At 41.8% G+C, this 13633-nt stretch carries 13 protein-coding genes; 11 read left to right on the top strand and 2 right to left on the bottom strand.

All coding sequences use genetic code 11. From position 1 onward, the window contains the following. Nucleotides 1–10: 10 nt before the first annotated feature. The 5 genes from H5181_RS11015 to H5181_RS10995 all read left to right on the top strand — a co-directional run bounded on the left by H5181_RS11015 (nt 11) and on the right by H5181_RS10995 (nt 3404). Complete coding sequence (locus H5181_RS11015) at nt 11–532, top strand: DUF2919 domain-containing protein (RefSeq protein ID WP_011637914.1); 522 nt, start codon at nt 11–13, stop codon at nt 530–532. Between the two features lie 154 nt (nt 533–686). After that, on the top strand, nt 687–1889 hold the full coding sequence (locus tag H5181_RS11010; RefSeq protein WP_102036650.1) for an HD-GYP domain-containing protein: 1203 nt from the start codon (nt 687–689) through the stop codon (nt 1887–1889). 27 nt (nt 1890–1916) lie between these two features. Further along, a complete protein-coding gene (locus H5181_RS11005; RefSeq protein WP_182751012.1) occupies nt 1917–2723 on the top strand; it encodes an SDR family oxidoreductase in 807 nt (268 codons plus the stop codon). 50 nt (nt 2724–2773) lie between these two features. After that, complete coding sequence (locus tag H5181_RS11000) at nt 2774–3007, top strand: RNA-binding S4 domain-containing protein (protein ID WP_011637911.1); 234 nt, start codon at nt 2774–2776, stop codon at nt 3005–3007. A 10-nt stretch (nt 3008–3017) separates the two neighbouring features. Then, nucleotides 3018–3404 (top strand): ribonuclease E inhibitor RraB, encoded by a 387-nt coding sequence (locus H5181_RS10995; protein WP_011637910.1) that lies wholly within the window; start codon nt 3018–3020, stop codon nt 3402–3404. A gap of 92 nt (nt 3405–3496) precedes the next feature. Here H5181_RS10995 and H5181_RS10990 read toward each other — a convergent pair whose 3' ends face one another. Next, a complete protein-coding gene (locus H5181_RS10990; RefSeq protein ID WP_041413059.1) occupies nt 3497–3700 on the bottom strand; it encodes a hypothetical protein in 204 nt (67 codons plus the stop codon). Nucleotides 3701–3873: 173 nt separating this feature from the next. Between H5181_RS10990 and H5181_RS10985 the strand changes: the two genes are divergently transcribed. After that, nucleotides 3874–4077: a hypothetical protein gene (locus tag H5181_RS10985; RefSeq protein WP_041413057.1), complete on the top strand. Its 204-nt coding sequence runs from the start codon at nt 3874–3876 to the stop codon at nt 4075–4077. Between the two features lie 34 nt (nt 4078–4111). Here the strand turns inward: H5181_RS10985 and H5181_RS10980 are convergent, their stop codons facing one another. Then, complete coding sequence (locus H5181_RS10980; RefSeq protein WP_102036652.1) at nt 4112–4789, bottom strand: SDR family NAD(P)-dependent oxidoreductase; 678 nt, start codon at nt 4787–4789, stop codon at nt 4112–4114. Between the two features lie 297 nt (nt 4790–5086). Here H5181_RS10980 and H5181_RS10975 point away from each other — a divergent pair, with 297 nt between their 5' ends. The 5 genes from H5181_RS10975 (at nt 5087) to H5181_RS10955 (ending at nt 12824) form a co-directional block, all read left to right on the top strand. Next, nucleotides 5087–5848 (top strand): TSUP family transporter, encoded by a 762-nt coding sequence (locus H5181_RS10975; protein ID WP_041413055.1) that lies wholly within the window; start codon nt 5087–5089, stop codon nt 5846–5848. A 106-nt stretch (nt 5849–5954) separates the two neighbouring features. Next, entirely contained in the window at nt 5955–7283 is a 1329-nt protein-coding gene (gene sbcD, locus H5181_RS10970; protein WP_102037339.1) for an exonuclease subunit SbcD, read from the top strand. Further along, a complete protein-coding gene (locus tag H5181_RS10965; RefSeq protein WP_182751011.1) occupies nt 7283–10981 on the top strand; it encodes an AAA family ATPase in 3699 nt (1232 codons plus the stop codon). Before sbcD ends, H5181_RS10965 begins: the two co-directional genes overlap by 1 nt. A gap of 324 nt (nt 10982–11305) precedes the next feature. Beyond that, on the top strand, nt 11306–12580 hold the full coding sequence (locus H5181_RS10960; RefSeq protein WP_259397033.1) for a peptidoglycan DD-metalloendopeptidase family protein: 1275 nt from the start codon (nt 11306–11308) through the stop codon (nt 12578–12580). A 100-nt stretch (nt 12581–12680) separates the two neighbouring features. Beyond that, on the top strand, nt 12681–12824 hold the full coding sequence (locus H5181_RS10955) for an IS3 family transposase (protein WP_167526096.1): 144 nt from the start codon (nt 12681–12683) through the stop codon (nt 12822–12824). Nucleotides 12825–13633 lie beyond the last annotated feature (809 nt).

The raw sequence follows: 13633 nt of genomic DNA, 5'->3' as shown, positions 1-13633 counted from the left end.
AGAGTTTATTGTGAATTTTAGTAATATTACTTGGTTAGATGATCGTGGTCATATAAAACCGCCATTATTTTTGTATTTGATTTTGGTTTTTTTAGCGCGTGGCTGGTGTATTTTTATAGCATCCTTAACCCAGTTTAATGACCGCGCGGGTTTAGTGCGGTTATTTTATCCTGAAAAAAGCGATTTTGTATCGGCGCTAATTGCTGGTGTAGGGGCGGTACTGATTTATGGACTTATTATTGCTGAACGTAAACGCAGCTGGCCGATATTAATACCTTTGTTTAGACATAGTGGTTGGTTTTTGTGGGGATTACTCATTATTGATGGACTATTTTTGTTCCAGCGAATGATGCACGATGACTATTTGTTTAAAATTGGCTATTCGATTGATGCACTTTTTCTCTTTTGGTCGGTTATTTATGTCTTCAAATCAAAGCGACTATATTACTACTTTGCCGACTGGACACCGGATGACAGCACTATGCAAGCTGAAACCTTAGCTGATGATGAGATTAAGCCAGATACGAAATAATGTACGACTTGGTATAAATACACTATTATTTATTGGTTTCCAAAAAATTTAAAATGTAAGACCTTGAAACACATAACTCTATTCTTAAAATGTTAGCATAAAATGACATTGTCATCTCAGCCATAACGTGGCGAATGTGAAAAGGATCAATACTTTGGCTAAAGCAGAATTAACACAAATACCTGTTTCGCAAATGGTTATCGGGTTAACCGTTAAGCTGCCTTTGTCTTGGACAAACCATCCTTTTTTTCGCAGTAAAGTTAAGCTTGAGCAACAAGTGCAAATCGAGATGATCAAAGGCCTCGATGTGTCATTTGTCTATGTGATTGAAGGCCATGATTTATTGCCCCACGTTTCTGAACCTGTTGAAATTGAACAACCAGAAGAGGTTGTTGAACAAGAAATTGATTATCGACCATTGGCTAAAAAAAGCATGCGAATTAGCCAGCAACGCTTTGTAAAATCGGTTAACGATAGTAGGACTGTTTTTGGCAAAATTGTTAGCGACCCTGAGGGGGCGTACCGAGAAGCTGCCACCTTAGTCGAAGATTTAGTCGATCATTTGTATGAAAGTGAAACCCCTCAACTCACGATCGTAGGCAGTGGTGAAATTGATGTCAGTGTGACTCAACATGGTATTTCAGTTGCAGTACTTTCTATGATGATTGCCCACTCGTTAGTACTGTCGAAAAAAGATGTTCGTGACATTGCATTAGGTAGCTTATTTCACGATATTGGCAAACTCAAAGTGCCAGATGCTATACGTCGTAAAAAACGTGGTGATTTAAGCGATCATGAAATTAATTTTTTAAAAATGCACCCCAATTTTGGTTACGACATGCTTCACCGCACCGGATTATTCCCTGAAGCTATGTTGGATATCGTACTCCATCATCACGAGTTTATTGATGGCAGCGGATTCCCCAATCAGTTAACCGAAGCTAAAATATTACTCACTACACAAGTGGTATCTTTAGCTAACGATTATGAAACCTTGTTAAACTTACATCGCACTCCACAAATAGCTTTGGGGATTTTATTTAAAACCCATAGTGGCAAACATGCTGATAATCTAATTGCTGTATTAGTTAAAATTTTAGGCATTTATCCTCCAGGAACCATTGTGCGCTTGACTGACGATAGTATTGCCAAGGTGATGATGACCACCGCTGACGTCAAGCAGCCGCATGTGTGGTCTTGTAATCTCAGTGGTGGAGAACCCAGTTTTCGTTTTTTAATTAACGAAGATGTGCAAGTTCAAGAAGTGATGAAATTAGATGAGTTAACTGATGGTGCGGTCAAAACACTACAAGCGAACAACCCAATTAGTTTTTATTTCAATAACTTCGATCATTAAAATTTAACAGCGTAATATCGAGAATACATGAACACAGTTACTATTATCGGATGTGGTTGGTTCGGTTTGCCGCTCGCCACACAATTAGTTAAGCAAGGTATTAAGGTAAAGGCTTCAAAACGTTACCCTGAAGACTTAGTCCAATTACAGCAAGCCGGTATTGATGCTTATCAATTAGATTTGGCCAATGTGACTAGCCATGCAAAAAACTCGTCTTTATTCGATGCAGACGCCATCGTGATTAACTTACCACCGGGACTTAGGCGAGGCGAAACTGATTATCTAGGCTATTTAACTCAGTTAATAACCTTGATGGGTGAACACCAATATCAAAAAATTATTTTTATCAGTACGACTGGGGTTTATCCTTCGCTAGATCAAACAGTAACCGAACAAGATGCTGCAGCTTTTAATGATACCAGTGGCACATTATTACAAGCAGAGGCAATGTTTTCCGCTATGAAAAATAGCTGCATTGTAAGATTCTCAGGCTTGGTAGGGCCTAAACGGCATCCCGGACGTTTTTTTGCCGGAAAAACCGATGTCAGTGGCGCCAATGTTGCGGTTAATCTGGTGCATTTAGATGACTGTATTGCTGCTGTTAGCTTAATTCTTTCTCGCAACGATACTTTACCGATTTATAATCTTGCGGCAAACGCTCACCCTACTCGTGGGGAGTTTTATGTTGCTGCTGCAGAGCATCTTGGATTAACTGCGCCAGAGTTTAATCAGCAACAACAACCCAATAAAACTATCGACGGTCAGTTAATTTGTCATCATTTAGGGTTTACATATGCGTTTAATAATCCATTCAAAATGCTTGATGCTTGCTAAACTAGCATAGGCTATAATAGCCGGAATATTTTGATTAAAAGGCGATTATTGTGACGACTCAAACTCAAGCGTTTGCATTACTTCAAGGTGATGAATTCGTAGAACTGTACAAAGTACTCAAAGTACTCGGTCTAGTGAACGGTGGTGGCGAAGCAAAGCATGTCATTACCGAAGGTCAAGTGACCGTCAACGGTGAAGTTGATACTCGTAAACGTAAAAAGTGTGTTGTTGGCGATATCGTTTCGTTCAATGGCGCGACAATTGAAATTGTTCCTGCACAGTAAGGATTGATAAATGCAATTCCCAGAAGATGATAATGGCCAAATGTTGGCAGCAATGGCAGATGCCGGTATTGACCTTACTCAATCAATAGAAGTCGATTTCTTCTTGGTGTTTGACGATCAACGTGATGCCGAGTCAGCCTTAGAAGCATTAAGCCAAAAAGACATGCAAGGTGAGCTTGAGCTTAACTTTGATGAAGAAAGCACCAAGTGGGAAGTGATTGTTTGCCTGCAAATGGTACCTGAATACGCAACGCTTGTGGCTAAAGAAACTGAGTTGAATAACTTTGCCAAAGAGTTTGACGGTATTTCTGATGGTTGGGGCGTGATGCAAAACCAAGCCAGCGATAATGAGTTTGCAGATGATGACCATGTTCACACTGAGCATTGTAAGCACTAATATAGTCATCACTAAAGATTGAATGATTCAAGTAAACAAAAACCGTTAATGCCCTGCATTAACGGTTTTTTGATTATATAAAGCGACGTAGTTTAGTCTTCTTTTATCTCGTTAATGACTTCTTTGGTCTCATGTCCAATAGCTTTAACGGTATCGCGCGTCCCGTGACCGATAGCGGTGGTCACTTTTTTTGTGGTGTGACCGATTTCTTTGCCAGTCTGTTTTAATTCAGCACAGGCGGAAAGCTGGCTCATTAGAGCAATACTGATGAAGATAGTCATAAAGTGTTTGTTCATTATTTTACTCTTTGTTTGCCGCGTTAACGTCATATTGTTGATTCATTGTAATACGAATAAAGAAAACAAACGGTTTATATTTTACTGGTGATCAAATGAGTGTGCTTGGTTAATCTGTGAGCATTCAGGTATTATTATGTGACAGATATTTAATCTTGGTAAGGGGAGCACAATTGAATATAAACGCGACTCTGATTAGCCTAACGATATTGTTGTTAACCATCGTGATTGTTGGCTTAACAGTCAAGTTTGCTAAAGGTAAAACGACTCACTTACTGCAGGTGGGAATGTTGGCACTGTTATTGAATCTGGTGTTTGCCCCTGCAGGGTGGATATATTGTTGGTATTGGTCAACCAAAGCGCCATTAACACGTTGAGATGTCGCCAGTTAACACTCACTGGCGATAATCGCTAACCGCGGTTAATGGTGATATCGGAGACATAACCATGTTCTGTTGCTATTAAGGCTTGCTTGAGCATTGTGGCGGCTTCTGTTGCCGTCATAAAGCTTGATGCATTAATGTCTTTGCCACTTGTTTGCCAAAAGTCCGTTGCCATCCCTCCAGGATACACCGCAATCAATTTCATTGGGCTGCCTTTCAATTCTAATCGTAACGATTCAACTAATCCCTTTACGGCCCATTTTACGGCACAGTAAGTCGACTCATTTGCTTTGCCTGCTTGCGCTGCGGTCGACATTACCACAACGACAGTAACGTTGTGATCACGATAGCGACTAACAAGCTCACGCAACACTAGAATGCTTGAAGTGAGATTGTTATGAATTAACTGATTAATCGCTTCTGGTGCTTGTTGTTCGATAGGGCCAAAATAACCACTGCCAGCACAATGAATAACCTTGCTTGGCGGCGCTGGTAATCGCGAAAATAATGCACTGACATCTTCGGCCACACATAAGTCAGCAGCGTAAGTTTTCAGGTTTTTTTGCTCTGGCTGAGTTAGGCCAGCTATTACATCTGCTAATTTTTGCTCACTGCGACCTGTCACCAATAACGGCTGATTTTCTGCCGCATACAGTTGTGTTAGTGCAGCACCTAAGCCACTACTCGCGCCGGTAATAACAATCATAATAAAACCTTCAGCTCAATATTTACTAGGTTGGCTACTATAACAATGCCTAAGTGAAGCGCAAAGTAGTTGTCGTCCATTTCTCAAATCGATTTTCAAATTTGTTGTTTGAGTCAATATAAGCTTATTAATAGGTAATACGTTATTTGGTCAGTGTTTATTAGCCCAAGCTGAAATTAGTTGGGTAAAGCTGAATAAATTACACAGAACGCTTTGTATTTTGACGATAAAGATTGTCTAATAACGCCTTATATTATGTCTGCCGACTTCACGCTATTCCTAATAACGAGACTCTCCATGCTTGAACTCACGCTCCAACTCGCGGTTATTTTATTTTTCGTTGCTCTGGTTGCGGGGTTTATCGACTCGATTGCTGGTGGCGGAGGCTTACTGACCATTCCCGCATTAATGTGGGCAGGATTACCTCCAGCAGCGGCATTGGGTACCAATAAACTGCAAGCATGTGGTGGGAGTTTTTTTGCGAGTTTATATTTTGTACGTAAAGGAATGGTTGATTTACGCAGTATCAAACTGTCGTTGATATGCGCTTTTATTGGTGCATCAATTGGCACAATATTAGTACAAATGATCGACGCTAAATTATTAGAAGTGGTGCTGCCATTTTTGATTTTGGCCATTGGTTGTTATTTTTTATTCTCTAAAAAAATAAGTGAACAAGATCGCCAACAAGTCCTCACTCCAAGTGTGTTTGCTTTTACTGCCGCATTGGGCGTTGGTTTATATGATGGTTTCTTTGGCCCAGGTACTGGCAGTTTTTTTGCCTTAGCATTTGTGTCATTGGCTGGTTTTGGTTTGGCCAAGGCAACCGCGCATGCAAAGTTACTCAATTTTGCTACTAATATTGCGTCGTTAATTTTCTTTTTAATCGGTGGTCAAGTCGCGGTGGTATTGGGATTAATTATGCTGGTAGGCCAAGCCATTGGTGCTACGTTAGGTTCACGTTTAGTGGTGACCAAAGGCGTTAAAATCATTAAACCTTTGGTGGTAGTGATGTCATTGGGCATGAGCGGCAAATTATTGTGGTCGCAATATATGTGATAGCAGTGCATGTGATCGCGGTACATGTGATCATAGTATCGATAATTTGGGTTTATTAACGCCATCATTATGTGGTGTACGTGTTTGTTTTTATTGAAGGGATGTTATGCGCATTATTCACACATCAGATTGGCATCTTGGCCAATATTTTTATGGTAAAAGTCGCGCAGCTGAGCACCACGCTTTTATGCAGTGGTTACTTGAACAAATAAACATTCACCAGGTTGATGCGCTTATTGTCGCTGGCGATATTTTCGATACCGGCACACCGCCAAGTTATGCCCGTAAGCTATATAATCAATTTATTGTTCAAATTCAACAAACAGGTTGCCAGCTAATTTTATTGGGCGGTAATCACGACTCTGTGTCGACGTTGAATGAATCTAAACATCTCCTTGCTTGCCTAAATACTGTGGTTATTCCAGGTGCATTAGAGCATTTTGAAGAGCATGTATTTACCCTCAAAAATCGCCAAGGTGACGTTGGCGCTATTTTATGTGGTTTACCTTTTTTACGCCCACGTGATGTGGTGCTAAGTGAATCAGGTGAATCGTCGATAGATAAACAACGTAAATTGGGTGATGCCATTAGCGAGTTGTATCAGCGCTGTTTTGAGCAAGCTGAACAACTCAATAATACCTTTACCACGCCAGTACCCATTATTGCGACAGGTCATTTAACCACAGTGGGTGCAAGCACCTCAGAATCCGTGCGTGATATTTATATAGGCAGTTTAGATGCTTTTAATGCGGCGCTGTTTCCTGCCGCAGACTACATTGCATTAGGTCATATTCATCGGCCTCAAGTGGTGGCAAAATCTGAACATATTCGTTACAGCGGTTCACCAATAGCGTTAAGTTTTGATGAACTCGCGGCAGATAATACCACTAATAAATCGGTATTCTTGGTCGAATTTAGTGATGCCAAATTATCTCAAATCACACCATTAATGGTGCCTGTTTTCCAGCCGATGCAGGTGTTAAAAGGCGACTTAGATAGCATTGAGCAGCAGATAAGCACATTTGCATTGCAAGCAGAATCCGCAAAAACGACTTGGTTGAGCATTGAAGTGTCACAACAAGATTATTTGTCTGATTTGCAATCGCGCATTGCCGACATGACTCAAGACAAAGCGGTTGAAGTATTGCAGTTAAAGCGTGCCCGCAGTCAACGACAGCAACACATTAAGCAGCTAGATAATGAAACTTTATCTGAGCTCAGTGTCGACGAAGTATTTGGGCGACGTTTGTCGCAAGAAGAGTTTGAGAGTGAATCGCAACAGGCACAGTTAGGGCGAATAAAGCAACGCTTTAGCCAAGTGTATGCCGAGGTGGAGTCTGAGCGAAACAGTCAAGAAACGGCCGCGAGCCATGTGTTACAAGAAACCTCGATAGAAGCCGTTGCTACAAAAAGTGCAACAGAGGGTGAGCAATAATGAAAATTCTAAGCCTTCGCTTTAAAAATATTAACTCACTTAAAAATGAGTGGAAAATCGACTTCACCCAATCGCCATTTGCTGAAAACGGTTTATTTGCTATCACAGGTCCTACTGGCTCAGGTAAAACAACCATTCTCGATGCGATTTGTTTAGCGCTTTACCATCGTACTCCGCGGTTAAGTAATATTTCTAAAACCACCAACGAGTTAATGACTCGTGGCACCGCAGAATGTTTGGCTGAAGTTGAATTTGAAGTTAAAGGTGTCGCTTATCGCGCTTTTTGGAGCCAGCGCCGTTCGCGCGATAAAGCCGATGGCAATTTACAAGATGCTCAAGTCGAGTTGGCAAAATTGAGTGACGGTAAAATTCTTGCCAGCCAGATAAAACGCAAAACCGAGTTAATTGAAGAAATCACCGGGCTCGACTTTGCTCGTTTCACTAAATCAATGATGTTGTCACAAGGCCAGTTTGCCGCTTTTTTAAATGCCGAAGCCAATGAGCGTGCAGAGCTATTGGAAGAGCTAACCGGTACTGAAATTTACAGCTTAATTTCAGCGCGAGTACATCAGCATTTTTCTGATGCCAAAACGAACTTGAAGGTACTTGAAGCTAAGCTTGGCAGTGTTGAGTTATTTGATGAACAACAAGTTGTGGCGCAGCAACTACAGATTGAACAACTCAATCAGGCGCTCGTGATCGATCAACAGCAATTAGCTCAATTAAGCCAATTTATAACCTGGGCAGACAATACTGAGCAATCGCAGCAGACATTAGTTAACATTCAGGCTCAACAGCAACAAGCACTGTCTAGCGTACAGCAACATAGCGATGAACTAACTCGACTTGAACATAGTGAGCCAGCACAGCAAATCCAGCCTCTATTTGAACAGCAACAAAAAGCCCAGTTAAGCACCCGAGTATTATCGGAACAGATTGAACAGTTAACGGAACAAGTTAGTGTAGCTGAACAAACACTGCGACAGCACACCCACAAGCAAACGCAAGCTAAGCAAAGCGTTGATAAAACCAACCAAGCACACAAAGATTTACTTAATCTTATCGACAAACAGGTGTTGCCGTTAGACCAACACATTAGCCAATTGAACTATCAATTGTCTCAGGTCATATTAAGCCATCAGCAAACGGCTGAGCAACAACACAAAACGATTGAGCAACAGCAACAGTTGATGGCATTGCAACAACAACTCTCGTCTGCAAAGCAGGATATACAGCAACAACTTGATAATTTGCCGCAAGGCCAAGAAGTGGCGAAAAAGTTTGCGGCTTGGCAGACACAATACAGCCAAGTATTGCAATTAAACCAGCAGTTGAGCCAACTTGACACTCAACGAGTTCAGCAACAACACAATATCGAGCAAACTCAAACAACGTTAACTGAACTTTCGCCACAAATTAAGCTTGCCAAAACGACGGTCACCCAAGCGTTAGCTCAACAAGCCGACAGCCAGCAAGCAATAACGACATTATTGGCTGGCCAAGACGAAAATCAGATTAATCATGATTACCAACAACTGGTCGAGCAACAAGCTGGGCGTTATCAGTTAACTCAGCTATTTAGTCACTTTGTGCGTCAGCAGCAACAATGCCAACAATTAAGCAGTCAATCGGTGCAATTTAACACTGATTTACAGGCCCTAGCGCAGTCACTTTCGCTGGTAAGAACCCAGTGGAGTGAAAAAAATCAGCAAGTAAAAGATCTGCAAACCATACTGCAGCAAGAACAGCAAATTGCCAATTTAACCTTAGAGCGCGCCAAGCTTAAAGCCGGTGAACCTTGTGCATTGTGCGGTTCGACAGATCACCCGTTAGTTGAGCGTTATGAAGCATTGAATGTGTCTGTTACCGAACAAAGAATGCAGCAACTACAAATTGAACTTGATGCGATTAAACAGCAAGGTGAGCAGCTTAAAAATCAACAAACGGCGTTGCAAGTTAACTACGACAACTCGCTCATGCAATTGAGCCAAGCGCAAACTGAATTACAAACAACTGAGCAACAGTGGCAACAACACACTCAGGCGCTTGCGGTAACGTTTGAATTACATGAGCAGCAACAACATAAGTTAACTGATTATATTGCCCAGTCAGAAGCCAAACAGCAGCAACTTGCCCAAACGATAAGTCAGCTTAACCAATGCCAAAAAACCTTACATCAACATCAGCACAATGCTACCCAAGCAGAACAAGCGTTGGCAGTGTTGGTTAATCAGCAAGGGTTATTGCAACAGCAACTTGATAATTTATCCCAAGGCTTAGTGAGTCAGCAGCAGCAAATTGAATCTGTTAACAAGCAACTGCAGCAACTTAACAGCGCACTGGATGCACACATTATTGCCACAGGGTTAACACCGCCGACGCTAGAGAATGCCGACACTTGGCTTCATCATTTACAACAACAACTTGAACGTTGGGTTGCAGCGCAGCAGCAGGCTATTGATAACCAGCAGCAGCTCAGTGTCACCGCTGAAAAACTCACCGCAAACAATCTGCACTCCACTGAAATGGCAACCAAGCTAGCAGAAGTGACTGAGCAAGTGGTTACGCTTAACGAACAACTCGATTCTGTACTCGCACAGCGTAAAGCCGTGTTTGGAGACCAAATAGTTGAAGATGAAAAGCTGTTTAGCCAACACGCAGTAGATCAAGCTCAGCAGGTATTTGTCTCAATTCAACAACAATTGCAAACGGCGGATAAACATTTTGCTGGCTTACAAGCGCAGCTGCAATCGACAACGCAGCAAGTAACCAAGGCGAATCAAGAGTTACAGCAGATGCAGGCCAAATGGCAAGTGGCATTACAATCAAGTCCATTTACAGATCAACAGTCATTTGAGCAAGCCTTATTGACGCCAAAAGAGCGTCACACATTACAGCAACTAAAACAGCAACTGGATAACGACATTGTCAAAGCCAATACGTTAGTTGAACAAGCCAAAATAAAACAAACGGAGTTAGCGCAGCTGGCAGAGCAACACGGATACGATATTACTCAACACGGCGATACAATGCTGCAACATCAAACGATGGAAGCTAAGCACCAACAAGACAAGCAAACACTGTGGCGCTTAAATCATGAGTTAGAACAAGATACCAATAAGCGGGCAGGGCAACAGCAACTGTTAGCGGAACAAGCTCAAATGCAACAAGATTACGACGATCTTGCGTACCTGCATTCGTTAATTGGCTCACAAAAGGGCGATAAGTTCCGTAAGTTTGCTCAAGGGCTTACTTTAGACCATTTAGTGGCATTGGCGAACAGGCAGCTGGAACGTTTGCAAGGTCGTTACTTACTTGAACGTAAAGAGTCCGATGCGTTAGAGCTACAAGTGCTCGATACCTGGCAAGGTGATGCTGTGCGAGACACCCGAACCTTGTCGGGCGGTGAAAGCTTTTTAGTGAGTTTAGCCCTTGCGCTCGCATTATCTGACCTTGTTAGTCATAAAACGAGCATTGACTCACTGTTTTTAGATGAAGGCTTTGGTACGTTGGACAGTCAAACGTTAGATACCGCTTTAGACGCATTAGATAATTTAAATGCGTCGGGCAAAATGATTGGTGTAATTAGCCATATTGAAGCCATGAAAGAGCGGATCGACGTACAGATAAAAGTGACTAAAATGAATGGCCTTGGTATTAGTAAATTGCAGGGTGAGTTTGCTGTAAGTGGGTCTTGATCTGCTTCAAACTCCCATGATTACTGTAATCGAGTTCAAATTAAATATTAATTAAATATCATTTTATATTTGTAAAATGATTATTTTTTGATATAAAAGAGCGTTGATATGCAGTTTGAGTGCAAAAGTCCGTATTTTTAGCTGTTTATACAGGATGCCGTAGTATCAAATATTGGGTCATATTCACCATAAAAAACGACATGAAGGCATAGAGTTAACCGACTTTATGCTCAATATCGCAATAACAATTTGCAGTAAAAGAAAAATAAAAAATATAAAGAGTCATCTTTTAGGGTGGATTAGACATTGCTAATGAGTAAAATTATGGGCTTCCAAAGGCCAGCGGTAAGTCAAGTGAACTTGCCAAACTTGCACAAGAAAATCTTGCTTGCAAGTGTGTTTGTTGTTGGTGCGGCTTTATTATGGCCAACACAACAAGAGTTTTCATCACAACGTATTCCAGTGGCAATCGATATCGATTCGTTATTGCCAGATATAGCTCAACAAGACAGTGCGTTGAAGCTTATAAAGCCTATCTCACCGATTTTAGATCGCGTGATTGAAAGCGGTGATACCTTAAGTCATTTATTTGAGTTAGCAGGCATCGACCAACGAACCATGTATAAAGTACTTGAGGCTGATTTAGAAGTATTAGCGTTAGATACACTGCTGCCGGGTAACCGCATCCAATTTTGGGACAATGCCAATGGTGAACTTGATAAGCTAGAGCTGTACTTTAACCCTGCTCACCAAGTGGTATTCACCCGTTTTAAAGACGGAACTTACGGTGTTAATGACATTAATATCGATGGCATTTGGCAAAATCGCATCGTTGGCGGCGAAATTAACGGCTCTTTTTATGTGTCGGCTAAAAATGCTGGTTTAAGTGCAGCCGAAATTCAAAAAGTCGAATCACTGTTAAAATCCAAATTAAACTTTTCTCGTGAGCTACATGCCGGTGATACTTTTTCGGTGTTAGTTAACGATCAATTTGTTGAAGGCGAACCAACAGGTATCACATCGATAGAAGGTATTCGCATTAACACCGGCCGTCGCGACGTTACAGCTTTCCAAAATATTGATGGCAACTATTACGACATTCAAGGTCAAAGTTTAACTCCAGCCTTCCAACGTATTCCGCTAAATAGAAAAGTCCGTTTGAGTTCTCGATTTAACCCTTATCGCAAACACCCAATTACAGGTCGCGTTCGTCCACACAATGGTACCGACTTTGCTACGCCTATAGGTACTCAAGTCGTGGCTCCTGGTGATGGCGTGGTGACATTAGTGACTAAACATGCTTTTGCGGGTAATTACATTGTGATTGATCACGATAATAAAGTGCGTACTCGTTACCTGCATTTATCGAGGTTTTTAGTTAAAAGAGGTCAGCGTGTAACCCGTGGTCAAGTGATTGGCTTATCGGGCAATACTGGTGCTTCCACAGGCCCACATTTGCATTATGAGTTCATTGTTAATGGTCGCCCAATTGACGCAATGAAAGCCAATATTGCAGAAGCTAAAGTCTTACCTAAAAAGCAATTACAAGCGTTTCAAGCTTTGGTACGTAGCCGCAGCATGATGATGGACTTAGGCTAATAGACTTATTCTAATGGACTTAGGTTAATGAACTGAGGCTTATTACGTAGAATTTAGATGTGATAGAACGATTAAATGCAGCCAATAGGCTGCATTTTTTATGGCCGGTGTTTATCAATGCTGTGATTTTAGTTTGAATGACATCACGATGTGGTACAACAGCCAACGGATGCATTCATACCTCAATTATCAAAGTCCTAATGAATTTGAGCGTATGGGTAAGCCGTTAAAAGAAGTGGCTTAACGAACTTAACTAGGGTGACTGAATTCAGTTAACCAGGTCATAACGTCGTGGCGCTTCACCCACACCAGACCAAAAGGAAACCAACGGCTGTTCCCTCTTTACTCTTTATAAGAATTAGCCCAGCCGCCCCGCAACATTTTCGCTATTTACGAAACAACAGCTGCGAAAAGGTCGCCATGGGGTAGATCCAGATTTTAACTTCATTTGCAGTCCGCTTCGGCCAACTCTTTATAGTAAAGAATGAAAATACTAACGCTTCCGATGGTACATCTGATGTGAATGGATTCACGAATGTCGTGATGGCAGGACGCCAAAGAACGACCTGTACCGCGAAAGCTAAGCTCACCTCCATGTGAGCTTCACGCTATTTTCTTCAACGTCCTCAAGTTCAGAGTTGAATCACACTAATTGCAAGTAAGGTATGCAAATCATTTATGCCCCAAACCTTGTTTAAGATATGGCCTGCGGCCACTAACGTCGTGGTGCTTCGCCCACACCAGACCAAGAGGAAACCAACGGCTGTTCCCTCTTGGATCTCCCAGCCGCCACATCAAAATTATCTGAAAAGCGATAATTTCGCGACGTGGATGAACCCAGCTTTAAACCACGTTTCGATGTTCTTCGACCTTATTCGAAAATGCTAACGCTTCAGATGGGGCGTCCCTTCCTCTCTAAAGCTAGCTCGCCATATATGGACGCTCCCGGTGAGTCAAGATAATACTCTGCTTACCCAAAGCTTTTTGGCCTTAGTTTTCTATTCTATTGCTTCATACTTGTCATTGTTTTTGATGCGACTCATTTACCGCTAG

It is taken from the genome of Shewanella sp. SG44-2 (assembly GCF_014164215.1).
Classification (GTDB): domain Bacteria; phylum Pseudomonadota; class Gammaproteobacteria; order Enterobacterales; family Shewanellaceae; genus Shewanella; species Shewanella frigidimarina.
The sequence above is the reverse complement of the archived record's forward strand: the minus strand, read 5'-3'. Positions and strand labels throughout refer to the sequence as shown.

What these genes read in the sequence shown, in the direction of transcription:
- H5181_RS11005 (WP_182751012.1), top strand. Translation starts at nt 1,917, where the DNA reads ATGAACACAGTTACTATTATCGGATGTGGTTGGTTCGGTTTGCCGCTC.
- H5181_RS10995 (WP_011637910.1), top strand. Translation starts at nt 3,018, where the DNA reads ATGCAATTCCCAGAAGATGATAATGGCCAAATGTTGGCAGCAATGGCA.
- H5181_RS10990 (WP_041413059.1), bottom strand. Translation starts at nt 3,700, where the DNA reads ATGAACAAACACTTTATGACTATCTTCATCAGTATTGCTCTAATGAGC.
- H5181_RS10980 (WP_102036652.1), bottom strand. Translation starts at nt 4,789, where the DNA reads ATGATTGTTATTACCGGCGCGAGTAGTGGCTTAGGTGCTGCACTAACA.
- H5181_RS10975 (WP_041413055.1), top strand. Translation starts at nt 5,087, where the DNA reads ATGCTTGAACTCACGCTCCAACTCGCGGTTATTTTATTTTTCGTTGCT.
- sbcD (WP_102037339.1), top strand. Translation starts at nt 5,955, where the DNA reads ATGCGCATTATTCACACATCAGATTGGCATCTTGGCCAATATTTTTAT.
- H5181_RS10965 (WP_182751011.1), top strand. Translation starts at nt 7,283, where the DNA reads ATGAAAATTCTAAGCCTTCGCTTTAAAAATATTAACTCACTTAAAAAT.
- H5181_RS10960 (WP_259397033.1), top strand. Translation starts at nt 11,306, where the DNA reads ATGGGCTTCCAAAGGCCAGCGGTAAGTCAAGTGAACTTGCCAAACTTG.
- H5181_RS10955 (WP_167526096.1), top strand. Translation starts at nt 12,681, where the DNA reads ATGGCCGGTGTTTATCAATGCTGTGATTTTAGTTTGAATGACATCACG.